Genomic DNA, 22,505 nt, shown 5'->3' with positions numbered 1-22,505 from the left:
AGGCTTTCACTACTTGTGTCAACCAATAAATACAAAACAGCAACAAAAGTGCTACTTAGAGTTTAGTTTTAGTATTGACTGCTGATTTTTTTATTGAATATTTATGCTGTTGTTTACAATTTGTTAGGGTTGAAAACAATTTAAATGACTGTTTTGTCTGTATTAGTAACGTATTATGATTTATATTAACCGTAATATTATATCGCAGACCTATAGCGTTATAACTTCGGTCTTACAAAAAATGGAACAGATATGAACCCAATTAAATTATTAGTAATTACCAGCTTAATTGTCTTTACTGCTGGTTGTGCGACAAATTCAGCGAAAGTTAATTTTGATAAGAACACTGAAATTGAAACCATCAACTATAAAACCTTTGCTTGGTTAACTAATACTAAGATCATGGCGGCACCTGTTGATATTAACCCTGTTATGAAAGAAAGAGTTGATAAGAGTATTGAACAAGCTTTTATTGCTAAAGGTTACCAATTAGTTGATAACGCTGAAAATGCAGATTTTGCTATTTCTTATACAGTAGGTAGCCGTGATAAAATTAAAGTAAATAGCTATCCTGCAACGTATAACAGCGGATTTGGTTGGGGCCGAGGTTATTATGGCGGCCGTGGTTATTACGGTACTATGTCTATGGGTACAGAAACGAGTGTTAGACAATACACTGAAGGTAAATTAGCGATTGATGTATATGATGTTAAAAATCATCAACCAGCTTGGCATGGCTGGGCGACTAAGCGCTTATCTTCAGAAGACAAAGAAACACCATCAGCAACATTGAATGAAATTGTTATCAAAGTAGTGAACCAGTTTCAATAACTAATAACGTTAAACAATGATGTAAAAAAAACGGCTTAGCCGTTTTTTTTTGCGTAAAATTTTTTATAAAATAATACCATTTACTCATCTTTATCTGAAGTAAATATTAATGAGTCACTTTTATTTCAAGATGAAGTCACTGATGATGATGTATTAGTACATTAAGTTAGTATGTGCCGATACTGAAATTGAGTATAGAGAACTCGGTATTACGTCTGCTTGTTCAAGTAAACAAGCTAAAGAGGGGATGCTAAAATATGAACAATTTTATAGGGGGTCTTTGTTGAAGCTATATGAGAATAGCCATACCTTTAAACAACTTAGATAAGATAGCTATTTCGGATCATTACTCTTTTGATAGTTTATCTACGGTTGCTAAGCAGGCTGCCATAAAAGTATCAATAAAGTATTCCACTTCAGGCATATTTTCTTTTAATTCAGATATTTTTATCGCTAAACGTTGCTCAACATGATCAAACTCTGGATTTTTATGATTAATCTCATCTAGGGCTTTAATATAAGCGACTATAATATCAGCAGCTTTGACAATCGTTTTGTATTCTTCCGAGACATTATCTTGTACGATAATATCGCTAAATAGTTCTTGAAGTTCATCAGGAAGCGAGGCTAAACATTCTTTTTCTGCTAATAATTCAATCTTTTTAAATTCTCTAGCTATCTCTTTATTCGCATACTTTGTTGGATTAACAATATCGCCGTACCGAGTTTCACTTGCTTCATGATACATGGCAATAGTGGATATTTTATCGGCATTGATGTTGCCATTAAATTTTTTATTTTTAATGACAGCAAGTAAATGAGCAACAATGGCAACCTGATGTGAGTGTTCCGCAATATTTTCTGGTTTAACACAAAACATTAATGACCATCGTTTGATCAATGGCATACGAAACATCCAAGCTAAAAATGAACTTTGCACAATGGCTCCTTGTAATTAATGGTTGCTAGCTGTTTATTAGGGTTTAAGCCTATTTACTGGGCTTAACTTGTTTATAGCTAGCAAAAAAGCTTTTCAATTTTTCAAGAGCTGGAATTAACTCATCAACATGAGGTAAAAAGACTAAACGAAAATAATTATGCTCTTTGATATTAAAAGCACGACCATGAACAAGTAGTATTTTCTCTTGTTTTAGTAAGTCCAAAATCATCTTCTCATCATTATAAATAGTAAACTTTTTATTATCTACTTTAACAAATAGGTACAAAGCTCCCATTGCAGGATGACAAGATAAACCATCAATATCATTAATCATTTTCGCAGCTACATTTCGCTGTTTTAATAAACGGCCATCACCTTCAATGAGTTCATTGATACTCTGATAACCACCTAATGCTGTTTGAATGGCATGTTGACAGGGAACGTTGGCACAAAGACGCATTGAAGAGAGCATAGTTAAACCCTCTAAATAATCTTCAGCGTGAATCTTAGGTCCAGATATCACCATCCAACCAGCTCTAAAGCCGGCAATACGATAGTTCTTAGAAAGCCCGCCCATAGTAATTATTAACACATCCTGTGCCAGACTTGCCGTAGGAATATGCTTAGCTTGATCAAATAATATCTTATCGTAGATTTCATCACTTAAAATGATTAAATCGTGCTTACGAGCAAGTGCGATAATACCTTGTAAAATCTCTTCGGGGTAAACAGCACCAGTCGGATTGTTAGGGTTGATCAATACAATGGCTTTGGTTCTTTTAGTGATCTTTGCTTCCATATCCACAAGGTTTGGATACCAAAGGTTTTCATCGTCACACTGGTAATGTACTGGAGTACCACTAGAAAGTGATACTGCTGCAGTCCATAACGGGTAATCAGGTGCAGGGATCAATACTTCGTCGCCATTATTAAGCAAACCTTGCATTGCCATAACAATAAGTTCACTGACGCCATTACCAATGAAAATATCTTCGACACCGACATCTTTAATGCCTTGTTGCTGAAAGTATTGCATAACAGCAACACGAGCAGAGTATATGCCTTTAGATTCGGCATAACCCTGCGAGCTAGGTAAGTTATGGATAACATCTTTTAAGATATCATCGGGGGCTTCAAAGCCAAAAGGGGCAGGGTTGCCAATATTTAACTTAAGAATTTTATGACCTTCATCTTCAAGGCGTTTCGCCTCGGCCGCTACTTGTCCTCTAATATCGTAACAAACATTATCTAATTTAGATGACTTGGTAATAGCTTTCATGAGTTGGCAACTTCTTAAGTAAAATGGAAAGAAAAGAGAACATCTTATTGTTGCTAATAATGCACTGTTTTGAAAGTCTTATTTTGGCTTTATTTATGAAAATTTATCTTATTTTATCGGTAAAAGGCATATTGTAATGACTCTCATATACCATTTGGATTGATTAAGGTTACTTATTTGATTGGGCACTCGTAGGTAACTGGGTCGATATTTTCTCAGTGACGTGAAAATTCAGAGGAATAGAAATACCAGTGTGATTGAAATCAATATATTTTGAGCAACAAAAAAGGGGCAACAGCCCCTTTTTATTTTACTTAGTCAATTACCTAACTAATTGTACTGTTATTTATTTATTTATTTATTTATTTAATTAATTAATTAAATAAATACATCACTTCATCAATAGCAATAAGTGATTTTTCACCAGTGATACGGTTTTTAAGCTCAATTTGCTGGGCATCTAAATTACGTTCACCAATGATAAGTAATAATGGAGTTCCCATTAATTCATGATCAGCAAACATAACGCCAGGGCGTTCTTTTCTGTCATCAAATAATACTTCAATACCCGCTTGATTTAACGATTCATATAACGCTTCGGCAGTTTCTTTTACTCGAGCTGATTTTGCCATATTCATTGGCACAATAGCCACTTGGAATGGTGCAATAGCTTTAGGCCATTTGATACCATATTTATCGTGATTTTGCTCTATAGCAGCAGCAACAATACGAGAAACACCAATACCGTAACAACCCATAGTCAACGTTTGGTTTTTACCACCTTCATTGAGAACTGCACAGTTCATCGCTTCTGCATATTTACGGCCTAATTGGAAAATATGACCTACTTCTATACCACGTTTTATTTCAATGTTGCCTTTACCGCATGGGCTTGGGTCACCAGCAACGACATTGCGGATATCATGTATACTGATTTCGTTACAATCACGTTGCCAGTTTACACCGGTTAAATGCGCGTCATCTTCATTGGCGCCACAAACAAAATCACTTAAGTGAGCAGCACTGCGATCAACAATCACTTCAATGTTTAAGCCAACAGGACCAATAGAGCCAGCATTACAGTTAGCTGCGGCTAATATTTGCTCTTCACTAGCAAACGCTAATGGTGACGCTACTTGTGGTAAATGCTCTGCTTTAATTTCATTCAGCTGATGATCACCTCTAAGCACAAGAGCAACAACTGTTTCTGCTTCACCTTCTGCCGTTGCACCTACAACTAAAAGTGTTTTCACTGTCGTTTTCAAATCAACAGATAAACACTGTACTAGATCATCCATGCTTTTAACATTTGGTGTATCTACTTTAGCTAATGTTTGTGTCGGCTCTGCACGTTCGCCAGCGGGTGCCAAGGCTTCTGCTTTTTCAATGTTTGCTGCGAAATCACTTGCGTCACTAAAAGCTATATCATCTTCACCTGACTCAGCGAGTACATGGAATTCATGTGATTTTTCGCCACCAATAGAACCAGTGTCTGCAAGAACAGGGCGGAAATTTAACTCTAAGCGTTCGAAAATACGACAGTAGGCATCAAACATGATTTGATAAGTTTTTTCTAAACATTCGTCTTCTAAATGGAAAGAATAAGCATCTTTCATTAAAAATTCGCGGCCACGCATTACGCCAAAACGAGGTCGTATTTCGTCACGAAATTTAGATTGAATTTGAAAAACATTTAACGGTAGTTGTTTGTAGCTGCTTAGTTCATTAGCGACTAGTTTTGTGACAACTTCTTCATGCGTTGGACCTAAGATAAAAGGACGTTTATGGCGGTCATTTATACGTAATAACTCTGGACCATAATCATCTAACCGACCTGACTCTTGCCAAAGGTCAGCAGGTTGCACCATAGGCATCAATATCTCATTACCACCAGCGCGTTGCATTTCTTCACGAACAATTTGTTCTACTTTTTTCAAAACACGCAAACCAGTTGGAAGCCATGTATATAACCCCGAGGCTAGATTACGAACAAGGCCTGCTCGTAACATCAACTGATGACTGATCACTTCTGCGTTAGCAGGGGTTTCTTTAAGAGTAGACAGTAAATATTGACTGGTACGCATCGTAAAATTTTCCGTAAAATAGGGATAAGTATAATTGGCGTTATTCTATCAGGGGGCTAGCTTATGAAAAAGTAATATATGTAATATTTATGACTTAGTTACATCAAAATTATTAATGTGACGGTTTCTGGACTTTTTGAGTCGTTTATTGACAAAGCCTAAGGTAAAAAAGGAAGATAAAAGCCTTTTTAAAATCATAATCGCTTGAAAGGGACTTATTCATCTTGCCGAGAGAGCAAAATTTCTAATTATTTAGTCAAAATCTTTATATAGCACAATAACTTTATCATATTCATTTTAAGCGTATAGTTCGTCCATCAAAAAATTAACAAAGGAACTAGTGTGAAAATAACCCTAATTCAAGCAGATTACCATAATGAGCAACACGGTAAAGATTTAGTGATGCTATTAAATGCCTATGCTCTTGACCCTATGGGGGGCGGCGAAGCTCTACTCGATGAGGTTCAACAAAATTTAGTGGCGACTTTAGCGAAGCGCAATGATTTTTTAACCTTGCTTTGTTATGTTGACGGCAAACCCGCGGGAATACTTAATTGTGTGGAGGGTTTTTCTACCTTCAAATGCAAACCTTTACTTAATATCCATGATTGCGGTGTTTTAAAAGAGTACCGAGGTTTGGGTCTAAGTCGAATAATGTTTATGGAAGCAGAGAAAATATCACGTGAACGTGGTTACTGTAAATTAACTCTTGAAGTCTTAGAAGGCAATACAGTAGCGCAAAATGCTTATAAAAAGTTAGGTTTTATCAGTTATGAGTTAGATGAAACAACAGGTAAAGCATTGTTTTGGGAAAAAGTACTTTAACGTTTTTAGTGAAGGTTAATATTTACCTACTACGTTCATATATACCCATGATACTTCAAGATGCCAGCTAGACCTGCATTTTGAGTAACATGGATATTGGTTTCACTAACGTCCGTTCAATTATTATTTACCTAGAAGATTAAAACGAAATAGGTTTTCTTTTTCTCGGTACTTTAACGTGATCATCTTGTGACATAGGTATAAAGTTACCCTTTTCTTTTTTAGCTTGAGTAACAGGCTTACTTTTAGACTTAGACTTAGACTTAGACTTTTGCTGTGCTGTTTTTGTCGTTGAAGGATAATGATTTTGTTCGCTAGTCGATTCAATAGCACCTTTAGTTTTACCTTGAGCAATACCTTCAGTAAGGCTCTCTTCTATATCTTCAGCAATAGGTTCAACTTCTGAGAGTTCTTCATTGATGAGTAACTGTACAACTTCACCATTAAACTCAATCACATCTTCATGATAAACTTTTTTACGCTTTTGGTATTCTACTTCACCATTAAGTAAAACATAGCCTTCACTGATAACGACTTTTGCTTCACCGCCACCACTGACAAAATTTGCTATTTTTAATAGCTTACATAATTCTACTGGTTGATGGTTTAATTCAATAACTAAGTAACTATCTGACATATATTTCTCGATATTAAACTGAAATTTATTCTTGTGTTAATTGAGATAAAAGTTCAGTAATTTCAGTCTTTAGCTCTTCGCTTTCAATGGTTTGTGCCACATCGTTAGCTTTATTAGCAAAAATTAGTGCTTGTTCTTTTTCTTCAAATTCAACTTGGCGTAGTGCCATTGCTAAATATGCTGATGCAGTAAAAACCGGTAAAGCTAATTTTTCTGCTGTTGCTAAGGCGACTTCATAAATATCCATCGCTTGCTCACCATCTTCGGTAAAGTCAGCAAGTGCTTCCCATTGCAGCGGGTGATCTTTTGGTGAATCTTGGTTTGTTGCACAAAGCACTTGTAATTTTTTACAACTGGCAAGTCTTAACTCATCATTGTCGATGTTTGAAGCGTTAGCAATCTCTTGGCAAATAGCAAGAATGTCAGCATATAAAGGGGCTTTCATAGATATTCCTAGTGTATATAAGTAGTTACCGGCTTAACTTTTAATGTAATTATATTTACAGCGGCATAATTTCAGGCGATATTAACATACTGACAATTTTTTTACATTAACCCGCACACAATACAGGATTGTATGATGAAACTTAGCTTTAATGTACCCATACTAAGATTTGTTAAAACATGGTTTACAGGATGTTTTTTACTTTTTTTTTCTTTCACTAACTTTGCGGCTGATTGGCCACAAGAGTTAGCCAATGAACGTGGCACTATTGTCGTTTATCAACCACAACCAGAGAAGCTCACTGGCAATATATTGACCGGGCGAGCGGCAATGTCACTTGAATTAAAAGACAATCCGACACCCATTTTTGGCGTGTTTTGGTTTTCGGCCAAAATAGCAACGGATCGCAGTGAAAACACAGTGACTATTAGCCAATTAAAAGTCACTAAAGTGGGTTGGCCTGACTCGAAAGAATCAGGTGAAAAGCAGTTTAGTCAATTTGTTGAAGCGCAATTAGCTAACTCTTCATTTAAAGCTTCGTTATCTAAGTTAACCGCCAGTTTAACAAGTGCAGAGCAAATAAAAGAAAGCCTTGCCAAGATTAAAAATGATCCACCGACAATACAGTTTACTAGTATTTTGTCAGTATTACTGAGTTATGATGGTGACCCTGTTTTTAGAGATATTGATAACAGTGACTATCAGCGGGCATTAAATACACCACTGGCGGTGGTAAAGAAAAAAAACCAAGCAAAGTTTTACTTAACCAGTGGACATCTATGGTACCAAGCGTCAAAAGCTTTAGGTCCTTGGTCAATATTAGCTAATCCTCCTGCTGATCTTGAAGCGTTAATTCCAAAAGAAGAAGAACAAAGCGATACACCACAAGTGATTTCAGCACCTAATATCATAGCGGTAACTAAGCCGACGGAACTTGTCGTTTCTGATGGAAAAGCTAATTGGACGAGCTTAGTTGGAGGTAAACTACTCTATGTTGAAAATACCGAAACACCTTGGTTACGTGAACTTGCCAGTGGTGATATGTATGTGTTGTTATCAGGTCGTTGGTTTAGCAGTAAAAGCGAACAAGGTCCTTGGCTTTTTGTTCGTGCGGATAAGTTACCGCAAAGTTTCAAAGAAATCCCCCCTGAATCTGCTATTGGTGGCATAAGAACATCCATTGCAGGGACTAATGAAGCTGAACAAGCGATATTGGATGCTCAAATTCCTCAAACAGCCGCGATTAAACGAAGCGAAGCTAAACTGACGGTAAATTACGACGGCGAACCAACTTTTGAAAAAATAGTTGATACACAAGTTGAATATGCAGTTAATACTTCAGCGCAAGTACTTAAAATTTCAGGCAAATATTATGCAGTTGATAATGGTGTTTGGTTTGTTGCTTCAAATCCAAAAGGGCCTTGGCAAGTTGCTGATGATATTCCCCAAGAAGCGATAGCACAAATTCCGCCTAGTTCACCTATGTATAACACCACTTATGTCACCGTTTATGACTCAACACCTGAAGTTGTGTATGTCGGTTATACCCCTGGTTATATGTGGTCATATCCATATTACGGTGTACCTATTTATGGTACTGGTTGGTATTACCCACCTTATTATGTAGGCGGTTGGTATTACCCTAGACCACCAACTTGGGGATTACATGTAGGTTATAACCCATGGACTGGTTGGAATGTTGGGGTAAGTTGGGGTAGTCCATTCTTTAGAGTTGGCGTTGTTTGGGGCGGTGGTTATCACCACCATCCAAGACCTTGTTGTGGTCGATATTATGGCGGTGGTTATCGAGGTAATACCAACATAAACATTAATGGTAATGTAAATATTGGCAACTCAGTGAGTATTGCTAATCGTAACCATGCAAAGAAAAGAATTGCTGCCAATCCAGCGAATAGGGCGGGTGGAAGAATAGCACAGGGTAATCGAACTAATAATTTATATAATCAAGGTGTAAATAAAAAGCGTAATGTTATCAAGCAGCCATCGACAGGAAAAATAAACAGAGCAAAAGTTTCTCCAAAACGCGCTAATAATGTTTATGCCGATAAAAAAGGTGGTGTCGTGCGTCACGAAAATGGCCAGTGGCAAAATCGCAGTAATAAAAATTGGAAGACTGTACCTAAACAGGGAACACTGAACTCTCCCTCTTTTCCAAGTCAACAACAGCGCAACCAGCAGATAAATAGGCAAAAACCTAATAACCGTACATTTGATCACAAAACGATGAATCGTGATTTACATGGACGACAAATGGGTAACATGTCGCGGGGCGGTCATCAGCCAATGGGCAACGCACGACGAGGTAGATAGCTTACTCATTTGGATAATTAATAATAACAGCATAAATAAACGGGAAGCCTTAGTTAATATTAATCTAGTATTAACTAAGTAATTAAAATAAAAGGGAATAAAAATGACTAAACAACAAAGTCTTAAACTGAGTTTTATCGCTTTAGCCGCATCTATGGTTATTGGTTGTAATTCGACAAATCCGACCAATGCACCTCAAGTATCACCAGAGGGTCTGGAGTTGAAAAAATCAACACGCTCGACTATTGCTTATAAAAAAGAAGGTGTTGATTTTTCTGAGTATGACAAAGTACAAATACTCTCTAGTGCTGTAGCTTTTAAAAAGAACTGGAAACGCGATTACAATAGAGATCAGGTTTCATTGTCGACTCGGATAAATGATGCCGATGTCATACGTATTAAAACCGATATGGCTACATTATTTGATGAAGTTTTCAAAGAAGAATTTGGTAAAAATGCTAAATTCTCTATCGTCGATAAAGTGAGTTCAAACACCTTGGTTGTAAGACCTGCTATCATCAATTTAGATGTTTCAGCACCTGATGTTAAATCGTCGGTAAACGTAAAATCCTATGCTGATGATGCTGGACAAGCGACTTTATTTATAGAGCTTTATGATGGTGTAAGTGGTGAAATTTTAGCTCGTGCTGTTAACACTTCAACTGCAGGAGATAATAGTTATCATCAATGGGCAAACCGTGTTTCTAATCGTGCAGATGCCAAGCGTATGATCAGAAAATGGGCTAAAGCATTGAGAATTAAATTTGATGAAGCCCATATGCCAACAGCTAAATAGGTGATGGATCTAGTGTCTAAATGAAAAATAGTGTTACACCTTTTAATTCATACCATGTATTTTTGCTGATTTTAGTCAGTACACAGTGGCTGTTTTTTAATACTGCTGTGCACGCTAAGTCGCCGAGTAAGGTTAAGTACTCGGTGCAGCGACTAGAAAATACTAAAATGCGTGAAAGTTTAGTATTGCCCTATGCTTTTAGTACTGATGACTTAGGTTTAGTTGTCGGTGTTGGTGCTATGGCCTCTGGGCTCTATCAAAAACAAATGACGTTGGGAGGAACTGTTTATGGCGGTGAGGAGACCAAAGGTTTAGGAGCAGGGCTTTGGAACTATCGCGTCTTTAACAGTAAACGCTTTTTTTTTAGCGCCATTGGTATGATGGGAGAATTTCCACTATTACGTGCATACTCAGCTTTGCCAGAAAAATATACACCAGCGCCTAGGCCAGGGTCTAATGACTCAAGTTTTGATGACTTTATTCAAGCCAGCGGTTCAAGTAATTGGTGGGAGGTGAGTTTAGAGTATGTTCTACCTTGGGGAGATGCTAAAGAGCAAAGTATGGCTCGTTATCAATTAGCGGGCGGGTTATTAAAAAATGATATTGAGCGGGCTGATTGGAACCCGCTAGTTAGCGGTACTAGTATCATCATTGCTAGGCAATTCAATCGTTATCAGCAATATATAAATGAAGAGGGTGAGCTTTCTGGCGCAGTTCATGCGCTTGAATTAGGTATGCTTTACGACAATACTGACTTTCCCGCTAACCCTAGCAGAGGGAGTTCACAATATATTGCTTATAGTTATAATCCTGAATGGCTGGAGTCAAAAGAGCAGTGGGACTTTGTTGAGATGGAAGTGAGTAAATATTTTTCTTTAGGAAAAAGCTCATTCGCAAAACAAAACATTATCGCGCTCAATGCTTGGCTTGGTTACTCACCTAGTTGGGAAGTTATTTATGATGAAGCTGGAAATAATCAGGTCATTAATAATGCTCCTTTTCTTGAAGGTGCAACATTAGGTGGCATGTATCGGTTGCGAGGTTTTAGGCAAAACCGCTTCCATGATAAAGCGGTTGTTTATGCGACAGCCGAGTATCGTATGACCTTAGATTATAACCCGACAGAAAATGTACGATGGTTACGATTTCTAAATCTTGATTGGTTTCAAACGGTTTTGTATGTTGAAGGAGGAAGAGTATCACCTACCTTTCATCGAGATACATTATTCTCTGATTGGAAATCTGACGTTGGTGTATCATTAAGGGCTTTAACAGCAGGTATTGTAGTGCGATTAGACTTCACTCGTTCAAAGGAAGGAACAAGTACTTGGTTGATGGTAGGTCACCCATTTTAGTTTTATTAACTAAAGTCTGTCAAAAGTAAAAATTAATGTTTATTAATGCAGCGTTATGGCTGAAAATAAATCAAGCGCATGATTTTTTGAAAAAAAATGAGAAACTTACAGCTTTTCTGTTGACAGCTTTTGCGAACTGCCTATAATACGCCCCCGAAGAGACGGACGATTAGCTCAGTTGGGAGAGCACCGCCCTTACAAGGCGGGGGTCACTGGTTCAAGCCCAGTATCGTCCACCACTTTATTTTTTATAAAGTGTATTGTGACTTTATACGCAGAGTAGGTTCAAGCTGATTCTTGCAAATAATGTCCACCATTCTTTTCCATAAAGAATTAAAACTAAAATGGACGATTAGCTCAGTTGGGAGAGCACCGCCCTTACAAGGCGGGGGTCACTGGTTCAAGCCCAGTATCGTCCACCACTTTATTTTTTATAAAGTGTATTGTGACTTTATACGCAGAGTAGGTTCAAGCCCATTCTTGCAAATAATGTCCACCATTCTTTTCCATAAAGAATTAAAACTAAAATGGACGATTAGCTCAGTTGGGAGAGCACCGCCCTTACAAGGCGGGGGTCACTGGTTCAAGCCCAGTATCGTCCACCATCTTATTTTCTTAATATCACTTAAATTTACTCAGTTATAAAAATATCTCCTATCTTTTATTGCCCGCGCTATGTCATCGGTTCAAGCTACTTCACTTTCAAAAAACCACATCATCTTTCTGTATAATTAAAATCATATAAGTTAAGAGCAGCATAGAATATTTTATATTCATATTTTCGTACAAATTACTCCCCTTATTTACCTAAATCCTGTTACGTTTATTGTCCATTTATCTACGTGTTAATGCCTGTAGTAAAGATAAACTATTTAATTACATCAAAGTGATGAATTAACTTAGGTGCGGTGTTAAAATGCGGACAATTTTTCGATTTATACTCCTGATGTCGCCAAATAGGCGTTGTTAGTGACACCCTTTAGAGATTTTTATGACTTTAACAACACGTTTTGCCCCAAGCCCAACAGGATACCTACATGTTGGTGGTGCCCGTACTGCTTTGTATAGCTGGTTATATGCCAAGAAAAATGGTGGTGACTTTATTCTTCGTATTGAAGATACCGATTTAGAGCGTTCAACCCAAGCCTCAGTTGATGCGATTATGGATGGAATGAACTGGTTAAATCTTGAATGGACACATGGTCCATATTTTCAGACTGAACGTTTTGATCGTTATAAAGAAGTTATTGAACAGTTACTTGCATCGGGTAATGCTTATCGTTGTTATAGCACCAGCGAAGAAGTTGATGTAATGCGTGAAGCAGCTAAAGCAGCAGGCGGCATAGAAAAATACAATGGTTTATGGCGTGACCGTACAGACCACCCAACAGATAAACCTTTTGTTATTCGCTTTAAAAATCCTATTGGTGGTGACGTTGTTATCAAAGATATGGTTAAAGGTGATATTACCATCAGTAATGACCAATTAGATGATTTAATCCTTGCTCGCTCTGACGGTACGCCAACGTATAACTTAACGGTTGTGGTTGATGACTGGGATATGAAAGTATCACATGTTGTTCGTGGTGATGATCATATTAGTAATACCCCTAAACAAATTAACATCCTTACTGCATTGGGTGCTGATATTCCTGAATATGCGCATATTCCAATGATTTTAGGTGATGACGGTAAGCGTTTATCCAAGCGTCATGGCGCTGTTGGTGTTATGCAATATCGTGATGACGGTTATTTACCTGAAGCTCTACTAAACTACTTAGTACGTTTAGGTTGGTCTCATGGCGATCAAGAAATATTCTCTCGTGAAGAAATGATTGAATTATTTGATTTAAAAGATTGTAACCGTGCAGCTTCTGGTTTTAATACCGATAAGCTTATTTGGGTAAATCAGCACTACATGAAAACCATGGATCCGGAGTATGTTGCTAAGCACCTTGCATGGCATATGGCTGATCAAGGTATTAATACAGACAATGGCCCAGCTTTGGCTCTCGTTGTTAAAATTCAAGCAGACCGTGTAAAAACATTAAAAGAAATGGCTGATATTTCTCGCTATTTCTATGAAGATTTTACTGAACTTGATGCAAAAGCGGTTAAAAAGCACTTACGTCCAGTCGTTAAAGAGCCAATGATGTTAGTTAAAGAAAAATTAGCCGCATTAACTGATTGGTCACCAGAGCCTATTCACGCAGCCATTAACGATACTGCTGTAGAATTAGAACTTGGTATGGGTAAAGTAGGTATGCCATTGCGTGTTGCTGCAACAGGTGGCGGTAACTCACCATCACTTGATATTACCTTAGCTCTGTTAGACCAAAGCAAGGTAATCGAACGAATTGAACAAGCTTTAATCGTAGTAGAAGCACGAATTGCAGCTGGTTAATGACATATCTAACGATAAGTTTAACCACTTTAAATAAGTTTAGGAGAAAGCCGAGTGCAATTTAGTGATTTTGGTTTAGACAGTGCTTTAATGAGTACCATTGAGCATATGGGGTTTAGCGAGCCAACACAAATTCAGCAACAGGCTATTCCTGCTGCAATGGCGGGGCATGATTTAATTGCTTCGTCTAAAACAGGCTCAGGTAAAACCTTAGCGTTTATTATTCCTGCTTTACAGCGACTAAATAAAAATCGTGCTCTGTCAAAGCGTGATCCACGTGTGGTAATTTTAACACCAACACGTGAATTAGCTAAACAAGTATTTAGTCAACTGCGGTTGTTTACGTCGAATACTCAATATAAAGCGGTATTAATTTTAGGTGGTGAAAACTTTAACGACCAAGTAAAAGTGTTGCAGAAAGAGCCAGAGTTTATTGTTGCAACACCTGGACGCTTAGCGGATCACTTAACGCAAGGTCACTTTCATTTAAATGGTTTAGAACTGCTTATTTTAGATGAAGCGGATCGCATGCTTGATTTAGGCTTTAGTAAAGAGCTTACGCAGATAAATAATGCAGCCGATCATCGTAAACGTCAAACGTTACTATTTTCAGCAACTTTAGACCACGCGCAAGTAAATGACTTTGCAAAAGAGTTATTAAAAAAACCTAAACGTGTTGCTATTGAGTCGGCTCATACCGAACATGAAGATATTACTAAACGTTTCTACCTTGCTGATAATCTTACGCAAAAAGAGGCGTTACTACAGCACTTCTTGGTTACTGAAAAATCACAGCAAATCATCATTTTCACGGCAACACGCAGTGATACTGAACGTTTAGCTAAGCTACTAACCGAGCAAGACCTTAATGCAGTAGCCTTAAGTGGTGAGTTAAACCAAGGTCAACGTAACCAAATTATGGACAGCTTTTCTAAAGGCCAACATAAAATATTGGTAACGACTGATTTAGCCTCACGAGGCCTTGATTTAATCAATGTATCGCATGTTATTAATTTTGATATGCCAAAGCATACTGAAGAGTTTGTTCATCGTATTGGTCGTACTGGCCGAGCAGGAACGAAAGGTGATGCTATTTCATTGGTAGGGCCAAATGACTGGTTAAGCTTTAAAAATGTAGAAGCCTTTTTACAACAAAAAATAGCTTTTACTAAAGTTGAAGGTATAAAGGTTAAGTTTAAAGGCTTAAAACCTAAAAAACCAAAAGCGATTAAAGCGAAAGATAATGTTGTACAAAACAAAAAACCGGTAGCCAATAAACCAAGAAAAGTTATTAAGAAAACTTTCCTTGATATAGAAGATGCCGGTGCAATGAAAATTATTAAGCGCAAGAAGTTAACACCAGATCAAATTGAAGATGCGACTAAAAAAGAGCAGGACTAACACTGTTCGCTAATATATCCCAGACTATATGAAGATGTATGTTTCTGAGTTTGTGAGCCATTTCAGTTTTAGAACCAGCGATTAAATAAGGATTACCCCCTATTTAATCGCTGTATTATCGCTATAAAAAGGCTAAAATTCTTTTAAGCACAATGCTTTAAGTTTCATCATTACGTGACAAAATCAACCTATCACAAGTAACTCTCTCAACTCAGCCACTAGACACACTAGAATTGCGTTTTTGTTAGTGAAATACCTTGTAAGTAAAATACCTAGATATGTAATTTATAACCAACACCTTTAATCGTTATTATCCAATGTGGATTATCTGGGTCAAGTTCAACTTTCTTTCTTAATAAATGCATGTATTGATAAAGATCAGATTTATTTGCACGACCTCTATTCGGCCATAAGTGAGTGATCAACTTTTCGGTCGTACATACACGTTCGGGGTCATCAGCTAACAATTTAAAAAGTTTAAATTCCTTGGTAGTAAGCTCTAAGTTTTTGCCTTTTAAATAAACATTTTGACAATCTTTATCTATTTTAAAAAGACCTAATAATTCAAGTTCTACATCGGGATTAAGTAACTTAGTGGTCCCATTAAGTTGTTTGGATGAAAAAGAGTTAATTGTGCCTAATATGGTACGTCGGTCATCCCCTAATCTACGGTTATAATTTCTTCTTTCATCAAAGACATGGGTGAAATTGATAATGTATTTATTAATATAATCGTCGAGTTTTTCAATAAAGGTTTCGTCTTTATAATAATTGAGCCAAGGTAGCAGTCGATGAAGTGGCATTCTATTTCTGTTATGTATGGCACAAATAGGAATGGAATATTGATGATGGATATTGTTTAACGATTCTAAATGGTCTTCAATTAAAGAGGGTGTCAGTTCACGTAAATCTATAATAATTAACTTAAACTTAGGATGGTCACCATTAGTATATAGAGGTTTAGAGTGAGGTATGCATTTGAGGGTGAAGTGATTAGCAACACAATATCCCGTTAATAAGCCAATGATAAAGCTATCATTGGAAATTATGAGCATACTATTGTCATGCTGAAAACATTGCATATTTAAGTCCTTTTTCTCATTTTAAATGATGTAAATAATCTAATAATTTAACTTACTCCAAAAACAAAATTTAATGCCTGCAGAGAAAGCCCACAGGAAAAGTTAATTTGTTGTTAAAAAATTATTTTTAATCATATGTTTAAAAAACAAGCAATATTTGCGCCTAAAATAATTTCTATTATTAATACAATCGCTTAATCGATTCACTCTGTAGCACAGATGGCGCATTAAAAATAAGTGTAAAAAATACTGACAGATAATCTAACCTAATACACAATTCACCCTAATTATTTTTATCGTAAAAATTTCAACAATCCCCTACGGTTAATTACTTTTTATTTAATAAAATCATTTAAAAAATTAAGATATTTAGATTATTTTTTAAGTGTTTTTTGATGTGTCTTTAATGGAATTTTAAGTTAGCCGTGAACTATTATTCACAGTGAATACAAAGCCGGTGCATTCAGATATATGTTAATCAGATATGGATTAACGCTTTTTATATAGGCATACACGCTTTATATGGACGTTTAAGGTGTCACTATTTTTCTTGTAACGTTAGATTTCTCTTTCTTAATAGCGTTTTAGATGTTTCAAGTAGATTAATAGTTACTAAATAATTCTTAGTGGAGTGTAAAATATGAAACTTTTTAACAAAAACATACTAGCAGTAAGTATTGCCCTAATACTTAGTTCTGCAGCCAATTTAGCATTGGCAAATGAAGCGGACAATGGTTCCTCCGCAGCAAATGATAACTCGACTGTAACTACCGACAACTCAGCTAATAACAACTCAGATAACAGTGTTGCTGATAACGACGACAACAGTGTTGCTGACAACGATGACAGCAGCAACAATTCCGATAATACCAACAACTCCGATAATTCGGATAGCAGCACTAATAGTGATGATGTAGATGTTGCTATTTCAGATAATGCTAATGATAACTCGGATAACTCGGATAACTCGGATAACTCGGATGCTTCGGATAACTCGGATGCTTCGGATAACTCAGATAACAGCACTAATAGTGATGATGTAGATGTTGCTATTTCAGATAATGCTAATGATAACTCGGATAACTCGGATAACTCGGATGCTTCGGATAATTCGGATAACTCGGATGCTTCTGATAACTCGGATAACAGCACTAATAGTGATGATGTAGATGTTGCTATTTCAGATAATGCTAATGATAATTCGGATAACTCGGATAACTCGGATGCTTCGGATAACTCGGATAACTCGGATGCTTCGGATAACTCGGATAACAGCACTAATAGTGATGATGTAGATGTTGCTATTTCAGATAATGCTAATGATAATTCGGATAACTCGGATAACTCGGATAACTCGGATGCTTCGGATAACTCGGATAACAGCACTAATAGTGATGATGTAGATGTTGCTATTTCAGACAACGGCAATGATAACTCGGATAACTCGGATAACTCGGATGATTCGGATAACTCGAATAACTCGGATAACAGCACTAATAGTGATGATGTAGATGTTGCTATTTCAGATAATGCTAATGATAACTCGGATAACTCGGATAACTCAGACAACAGTGATTCCTCGAATAATTCGGATAACAGCGACAATACTGATAACTCTGATAGCAGTAATGATTTAGATGTTGCCATTTCAGACAACGGCAATGATAACTCGGATAACTCGGATAACAGTGATAATTCGGATAACAGCGATAATTCAGACAACTCTGATAATAGTAATGATTTAGATGTTGCCATTTCGGATAACGGAAATGACAATTCCAATAACTCCGATAACAGCGATAGCTCAGATAGCTCTGATAATAGTGCTGATTTAGACCTGACCGTTTCAGATAGCGGTAATGACAACTCTGATAACAGCGACAATTCGGATAACTCGGACAACTCTGATAACAGCAATGATCTTGACTTAGCCATTTCAGATAATGGTAATGACAATTCAAATAATTCAGATAACTCTGATAATTCTGATAACAGCAATAATTCAGACAATAGTAATAATTCGGATAACTCCGATAAGAGCATGGCTAATGCAAATGCCATGGGGTCTGCAGCTGCCAATAATGGTGGAGTAGCGACCGTTGATAACTCCGATAATAGTGATAACTCAACTACAAATAATAGTGATAACAGTTATGCCGATGCGAGTGATCATGCAGCTTCAGCGAATAATGGCAGTACTGCCACTGTTGATAACAGTGATAATAGCGACAACAGCGACAATAGTGACAACAGTAGTGCTTGGGCTGACGGATGGGGAACATCTTCAGCAAACAATGGAGGTACAGCTACTACAAACTATAGCGTTAATGAATCTTCATTAAGCGGTACAGTTGCTGATAATAACGTGTCATATAACTTCGGTGGTGCTTCTACAATGTCACAAAGTAACAATATGACCGATACCTTTAATGGTACTGCAGGCATTAACCAAAACGTACAAAATCTTGGTAATAATGCTTTAACTCAACAACAGGTTTCATTTCAAGGGAATGTTGATGTAAACCAATGAGAGGTAAGTACACCAACACGTTAAAGATTATGTAAAATGACGTTAAAAAGTTGCTGGCACTATGTCAGCAACTTCCTATAAGGATAAGGGCTATGAAAAAGCTATATCAAAGTACTCGTCTATTAATATTACTTATTTTGTTAATTATAATAAGTAACAAAATCTTTGCCGAAGATTTTGTAGACATTACGATAATTGATGTTGCGCCTGTATTGCTTGAAGAATTAGATCAAATCCGAGGTCTTGGTGGAGTCGTCGATGTTAATAGCAATGCGAACTTAGGAGCCGTTCTTACCAATAATGGTGTTAACAACAGTGTGACTGGATATAACATCATAGATCAAGGCTCATTTAATGACGCAAGTGGAGTATTTTCAATTATTCAAAATACGGGTAATAATGTCATCATTCAAGACTCGACTATAATTACTATTACAATAACTCCAGAGTAAAGGTAACTATTATGAGCAGAATGTTTACGATATGTTTCCCGCTAATAGTAATACTGCTGATACAAATAATGTCTGCACATGCAGGCACTGTTAATTTAGGAGGAGGTTTTAGTGGGGGCAGTTTTTCAGTAAATGTTTCAAGCATCAAAGAGCGGCGTTTTAAAACTATCTATAAACAACAATACGACTTTAGTTGTGGTTCAGCCACTTTGGCAAGTTTATTATCTTTTCATTATGATGATGTTGTTGATGAGTTTAAGGTTTTTAAAGATATGTATAGCCATGGTAATCAAAATAAAATACAAAAAAAAGGCTTCTCGTTGTTCGATATGAAACAATATTTATCACGTCGAGGCTATAGATCTAATGGTTTTAAAATAAGTTTAAACCAGCTTGCAAAAGCTGAAATTCCGGCGATAACTATTATTAATAATAAAGGTTATATGCATTTTGTTATTATCAAAGGCAGTGATGAAAAGGAAGTCTTAGTGGGTGACCCCGCCATTGGTATTAAAGTATATAGTAGAGCAGAGTTTGAAAAAATGTGGAACAAACAAATTGTTTTTGTTATTCAAGACAAAAAAGATATTGCCTCTAATCATTACCAAACGCAGGAAGAGTGGAATTTACGAGTGAAGGCTCATTTAGGCCTGGCCGTTGATCATTCCAGTTTATCATTATTTAATATACTACAACCTTCAGCAATTGATTTTTGATTTAAAATTAGGATATTGACATGAACATAAACTCAATCATGCTTTTAAAGAATCTATGCATAATGATGGCATTTATAATCATGATGGGGTCAAGTTTAGTTTCTGCTACAAGCATAGAGTATATAGCTTTTAAGGCACCTATAGACAAAGAAAAATGGCTTAAGGTATCTGATACAAAGTTAGCTCATTCACGAGGAGGATTTATATTACCTAATGGTGTAATTGTTGATATCAGTTTTGAAAAACGTATATTTCGAAATGGTCAAGAGACCTCTAGCTCTTATTTTCAAACAGCAAATAATCAGAACTTAGTTAAAAATGGAAAATTAAATATCCCTGGATTATCTACTACCTTATTTAATTCAGTTATCCAAAACGATCTCGACAACCAGGTACTACAAACGATCAATAATATCAACATTGACATTAAAAACTTAGATGATATTAACTTAACTCCAAGTGATAACCAATTTTACAATTTGCACTCATTGCCTATAACCATTAACCATTAACCACAAGATTAATCCACTGATAATATGACGTTGTTATATCCCTTGCATTTGAAAGTGCTAGGTTGATAATCTTTGAACGACTCATAATCAATACGCATTCTTGATAAATAATTACCCCCTCAAAACTTAAAAAATTCTACGTATTGTATGGGTGAGTATGGTTTGCTCTATTCCCCGAAGTACGGGTAGAGCCGTTTGAAGCACCTTTAGACGAAGTTTACATTGAATAATTACGTTTACTATTAATCTACCTTGCTTAAAGCGTTATTGATTCCAACGAACTCTAAACGAAACGGCTATCAACAAAGTGTTGCTTAAAATATATCGAATTAAAACACCATTGGAAGCCTGAAGTTTAGCCGAATATCTGGGGCATCATCAGTAACGCCAATATTCAATGATAAGTTAATGTTGGTTTGTTTTGTATAGTTGAATGAATAGCCAATAATCAGTTGACCAATATCAAGCGCACTACCATCAATTTTAAAGTCATCAATTTTGGATTTTAATACATGTTTGTGTGAGTAACTTAAGCTCATAGAAGTACGTTCATTTAATGATAGACCTAAGCCAAAGCTAAATCCTATGCTATCACCAGGATTCACTTGCCCTACCTCTTCATCGGTTTTTAAATTATTTCCATAGCTTATATTACCAAAAAGCACCCCAGGATCAGTTGCATAGATTGCAGTTAAACTAGGTTGAACACTGTAGTACCCTGATCCTGTTGGTAGTTCTGTCGGAAAAACAGCTCCTGGAGTAGATTCTACATACTCAACATCGAATGGACTTGTACCTGTTGGGATTGTGGCAACAAAGTTAAAAACATAAATTGCTCCGCCATCAGCGCCAGAGTTAAGTTGATAACGTGTAGATAGTTCGATATCACCCATATCACTACCACTTGCCGTAAATATGTCATCTTCACTAACCCCTACACTTATTGGACGAGAGCGCTGACTGTCATTGCGGCCGATGTAAGAAAGTTTGAAGTCGACCTCCCATCGATCAGTCATACCATATCGAGCACCGAGACTACCAACAACGGTATGACGTTTTATTTCTCTTAGATCGATTACACCAACCACGAGTGCAGGTAGAAAAGAATAAGCATCTAGAAATACACGGTTAGTATCTGTGTATGAATAACCTAACCTTGGTTCTATTATTAATGTACCTGATTTGGTAAGGACCCCGCTATTATTAGTACTTAATTTAGGTATTGCAGAGACATCAATCCGGGTAGCTTGTTTAGGTGGCGCTTTACCTACTGGCTTATTAATGACAGCAGAAGGTTTACGCTTTTTGTTATTAGTAACTTTATTGTTAGCTTGTTGGACGTTTTTGTTTTTTGGAGAATTTGTCTTTTGTTGATTTATTTTTGAGCTTTGCTTCTTAATTGAACGTTTTAATTTTTCAATCTCATTTCCCTGCTGAATTAGGATTTGATATTGTCGTTCCAACTCAAGTAGATATTTTTTTTTAGCAGATTCTTGCGTTTCAGTAATTTGCTGTGCATAACAATAATGGGTGGTAGACATAGACAATGCACACATGAGTACAAATAGTTTATATCGTTTTGCACGAGGCAAGGTTATGTGACTATTAGTTTTTTTCATAAATTTCTCTTATATGAAAACATTCAAAGTATTTAAGTCAATCATTGAAAGTTTACAAATATATTTGTTAACTGAAAATCATGCTTTAGACCTAGATGCTAGTTAATATAAGCTTATATGGTAAACCTTGAAATGCAAATTTAGAGAGTAACAAATAAGATAAAAACGTGTAGTAAAATTGATTTTTTATCGGTATATAGCAACATAAATAATACTCAGCTATCAAAGGTATAGTTTGACGAATGGAAGTTATGTTTGAAAATAAC

Annotated in this window: 18 protein-coding genes and 3 tRNA genes; 14 read left to right on the top strand and 7 right to left on the bottom strand. The window is 36.5% G+C overall.

Annotated features, from left to right (window positions below):
* The first annotated feature begins 252 nt into the window (after window positions 1–252).
* Complete coding sequence (locus tag ESZ36_RS11035; RefSeq protein WP_146787677.1) at window positions 253–831, top strand: DUF4136 domain-containing protein; 579 nt, start codon at window positions 253–255, stop codon at window positions 829–831.
* Between the two features lie 346 nt (window positions 832–1,177).
* Here ESZ36_RS11035 and yfbR read toward each other — a convergent pair whose 3' ends face one another.
* From yfbR to ESZ36_RS11020, 3 genes are all read right to left on the bottom strand, one after another.
* Complete coding sequence (gene yfbR, locus ESZ36_RS11030; protein ID WP_146787674.1) at window positions 1,178–1,771, bottom strand: 5'-deoxynucleotidase; 594 nt, start codon at window positions 1,769–1,771, stop codon at window positions 1,178–1,180.
* Between the two features lie 49 nt (window positions 1,772–1,820).
* The gene (locus ESZ36_RS11025) at window positions 1,821–3,050 is read right to left on the bottom strand and encodes a pyridoxal phosphate-dependent aminotransferase (RefSeq protein WP_146787671.1); all 1,230 of its coding nucleotides are present in this window, start codon (window positions 3,048–3,050) and stop codon (window positions 1,821–1,823) included.
* A 374-nt stretch (window positions 3,051–3,424) separates the two neighbouring features.
* Window positions 3,425–5,134 (bottom strand): proline--tRNA ligase, encoded by a 1,710-nt coding sequence (locus ESZ36_RS11020; protein WP_146787668.1) that lies wholly within the window; start codon window positions 5,132–5,134, stop codon window positions 3,425–3,427.
* Between the two features lie 342 nt (window positions 5,135–5,476).
* Here ESZ36_RS11020 and ESZ36_RS11015 point away from each other — a divergent pair, with 342 nt between their 5' ends.
* Complete coding sequence (locus ESZ36_RS11015; protein ID WP_146787665.1) at window positions 5,477–5,959, top strand: GNAT family N-acetyltransferase; 483 nt, start codon at window positions 5,477–5,479, stop codon at window positions 5,957–5,959.
* Window positions 5,960–6,098: 139 nt separating this feature from the next.
* Here ESZ36_RS11015 and ESZ36_RS11010 read toward each other — a convergent pair whose 3' ends face one another.
* Both ESZ36_RS11010 and ESZ36_RS11005 read right to left on the bottom strand, forming a co-directional pair.
* Window positions 6,099–6,596 carry an RNA-binding S4 domain-containing protein gene (locus ESZ36_RS11010; protein ID WP_146787662.1) on the bottom strand — a complete coding sequence of 166 codons (498 nt, stop codon included), beginning with the start codon at window positions 6,594–6,596 and terminating at the stop codon, window positions 6,099–6,101.
* 25 nt (window positions 6,597–6,621) lie between these two features.
* The gene (locus ESZ36_RS11005; RefSeq protein ID WP_146787659.1) at window positions 6,622–7,041 is read right to left on the bottom strand and encodes a hypothetical protein; all 420 of its coding nucleotides are present in this window, start codon (window positions 7,039–7,041) and stop codon (window positions 6,622–6,624) included.
* 132 nt (window positions 7,042–7,173) lie between these two features.
* Between ESZ36_RS11005 and ESZ36_RS11000 the strand changes: the two genes are divergently transcribed.
* From ESZ36_RS11000 to ESZ36_RS10965, 8 genes are all read left to right on the top strand, one after another.
* On the top strand, window positions 7,174–9,372 hold the full coding sequence (locus ESZ36_RS11000) for a carbohydrate-binding family V/XII (RefSeq protein ID WP_246129070.1): 2,199 nt from the start codon (window positions 7,174–7,176) through the stop codon (window positions 9,370–9,372).
* Window positions 9,373–9,475: 103 nt separating this feature from the next.
* Window positions 9,476–10,168, top strand: a complete 693-nt coding sequence (locus ESZ36_RS10995) for a DUF3313 family protein (protein WP_146787656.1) — start codon at window positions 9,476–9,478, stop codon at window positions 10,166–10,168.
* Window positions 10,169–10,188: 20 nt separating this feature from the next.
* Window positions 10,189–11,523 (top strand): BamA/TamA family outer membrane protein, encoded by a 1,335-nt coding sequence (locus ESZ36_RS10990; RefSeq protein WP_146787654.1) that lies wholly within the window; start codon window positions 10,189–10,191, stop codon window positions 11,521–11,523.
* 163 nt (window positions 11,524–11,686) lie between these two features.
* A tRNA-Val gene (locus ESZ36_RS10985) sits at window positions 11,687–11,762 on the top strand.
* Window positions 11,763–11,869: 107 nt separating this feature from the next.
* Window positions 11,870–11,945, top strand: a tRNA-Val gene (locus ESZ36_RS10980).
* A gap of 107 nt (window positions 11,946–12,052) precedes the next feature.
* Window positions 12,053–12,128 (top strand) — tRNA-Val (locus tag ESZ36_RS10975).
* Window positions 12,129–12,514: 386 nt separating this feature from the next.
* Entirely contained in the window at window positions 12,515–13,927 is a 1,413-nt protein-coding gene (gene gltX / locus ESZ36_RS10970; protein ID WP_146787651.1) for a glutamate--tRNA ligase, read from the top strand.
* A gap of 54 nt (window positions 13,928–13,981) precedes the next feature.
* A complete protein-coding gene (locus ESZ36_RS10965; RefSeq protein WP_146787648.1) occupies window positions 13,982–15,328 on the top strand; it encodes a DEAD/DEAH box helicase in 1,347 nt (448 codons plus the stop codon).
* A gap of 272 nt (window positions 15,329–15,600) precedes the next feature.
* Here ESZ36_RS10965 and ESZ36_RS10960 read toward each other — a convergent pair whose 3' ends face one another.
* A complete protein-coding gene (locus ESZ36_RS10960) occupies window positions 15,601–16,410 on the bottom strand; it encodes a winged helix-turn-helix domain-containing protein (protein WP_146787646.1) in 810 nt (269 codons plus the stop codon).
* 640 nt (window positions 16,411–17,050) lie between these two features.
* Between ESZ36_RS10960 and ESZ36_RS10955 the strand changes: the two genes are divergently transcribed.
* The 4 genes from ESZ36_RS10955 (at window position 17,051) to ESZ36_RS10940 (ending at window position 20,620) form a co-directional block, all read left to right on the top strand.
* Window positions 17,051–18,940, top strand: a complete 1,890-nt coding sequence (locus ESZ36_RS10955) for a dentin sialophosphoprotein (protein ID WP_146787643.1) — start codon at window positions 17,051–17,053, stop codon at window positions 18,938–18,940.
* Window positions 18,941–19,032: 92 nt separating this feature from the next.
* The gene (locus tag ESZ36_RS10950) at window positions 19,033–19,392 is read left to right on the top strand and encodes a hypothetical protein (protein WP_146787640.1); all 360 of its coding nucleotides are present in this window, start codon (window positions 19,033–19,035) and stop codon (window positions 19,390–19,392) included.
* 11 nt (window positions 19,393–19,403) lie between these two features.
* A complete protein-coding gene (locus ESZ36_RS10945) occupies window positions 19,404–20,108 on the top strand; it encodes a C39 family peptidase (RefSeq protein ID WP_246129069.1) in 705 nt (234 codons plus the stop codon).
* A 20-nt stretch (window positions 20,109–20,128) separates the two neighbouring features.
* A complete protein-coding gene (locus tag ESZ36_RS10940) occupies window positions 20,129–20,620 on the top strand; it encodes a hypothetical protein (protein WP_146787637.1) in 492 nt (163 codons plus the stop codon).
* A gap of 329 nt (window positions 20,621–20,949) precedes the next feature.
* On the opposite strand, the gene ESZ36_RS10935 is transcribed toward ESZ36_RS10940, so the two are convergent.
* Window positions 20,950–22,239, bottom strand: a complete 1,290-nt coding sequence (locus ESZ36_RS10935) for a transporter family protein (RefSeq protein WP_146787635.1) — start codon at window positions 22,237–22,239, stop codon at window positions 20,950–20,952.
* Window positions 22,240–22,505 lie beyond the last annotated feature (266 nt).

It is taken from the genome of Colwellia demingiae (genome assembly GCF_007954275.1).
GTDB lineage: Bacteria > Pseudomonadota > Gammaproteobacteria > Enterobacterales > Alteromonadaceae > Colwellia > Colwellia demingiae.
The sequence above is the reverse complement of the archived record's forward strand: the minus strand, read 5'-3'. Positions and strand labels throughout refer to the sequence as shown.

Bases quoted from the DNA above. Each gene is read 5' to 3' on its own strand.
- ESZ36_RS11035 (WP_146787677.1), top strand. From the start codon at position 253: ATGAACCCAATTAAATTATTAGTAATTACCAGCTTAATTGTCTTTACT.
- ESZ36_RS11025 (WP_146787671.1), bottom strand. From the start codon at position 3,050: ATGAAAGCTATTACCAAGTCATCTAAATTAGATAATGTTTGTTACGAT.
- ESZ36_RS11020 (WP_146787668.1), bottom strand. From the start codon at position 5,134: ATGCGTACCAGTCAATATTTACTGTCTACTCTTAAAGAAACCCCTGCT.
- ESZ36_RS11010 (WP_146787662.1), bottom strand. From the start codon at position 6,596: ATGTCAGATAGTTACTTAGTTATTGAATTAAACCATCAACCAGTAGAA.
- ESZ36_RS11005 (WP_146787659.1), bottom strand. From the start codon at position 7,041: ATGAAAGCCCCTTTATATGCTGACATTCTTGCTATTTGCCAAGAGATT.
- ESZ36_RS11000 (WP_246129070.1), top strand. From the start codon at position 7,174: ATGATGAAACTTAGCTTTAATGTACCCATACTAAGATTTGTTAAAACA.
- ESZ36_RS10995 (WP_146787656.1), top strand. From the start codon at position 9,476: ATGACTAAACAACAAAGTCTTAAACTGAGTTTTATCGCTTTAGCCGCA.
- ESZ36_RS10990 (WP_146787654.1), top strand. From the start codon at position 10,189: ATGAAAAATAGTGTTACACCTTTTAATTCATACCATGTATTTTTGCTG.
- gltX (WP_146787651.1), top strand. From the start codon at position 12,515: ATGACTTTAACAACACGTTTTGCCCCAAGCCCAACAGGATACCTACAT.
- ESZ36_RS10960 (WP_146787646.1), bottom strand. From the start codon at position 16,410: ATGCAATGTTTTCAGCATGACAATAGTATGCTCATAATTTCCAATGAT.
- ESZ36_RS10955 (WP_146787643.1), top strand. From the start codon at position 17,051: ATGAAACTTTTTAACAAAAACATACTAGCAGTAAGTATTGCCCTAATA.
- ESZ36_RS10950 (WP_146787640.1), top strand. From the start codon at position 19,033: ATGAAAAAGCTATATCAAAGTACTCGTCTATTAATATTACTTATTTTG.
- ESZ36_RS10945 (WP_246129069.1), top strand. From the start codon at position 19,404: ATGAGCAGAATGTTTACGATATGTTTCCCGCTAATAGTAATACTGCTG.
- ESZ36_RS10940 (WP_146787637.1), top strand. From the start codon at position 20,129: ATGAACATAAACTCAATCATGCTTTTAAAGAATCTATGCATAATGATG.
- ESZ36_RS10935 (WP_146787635.1), bottom strand. From the start codon at position 22,239: ATGAAAAAAACTAATAGTCACATAACCTTGCCTCGTGCAAAACGATAT.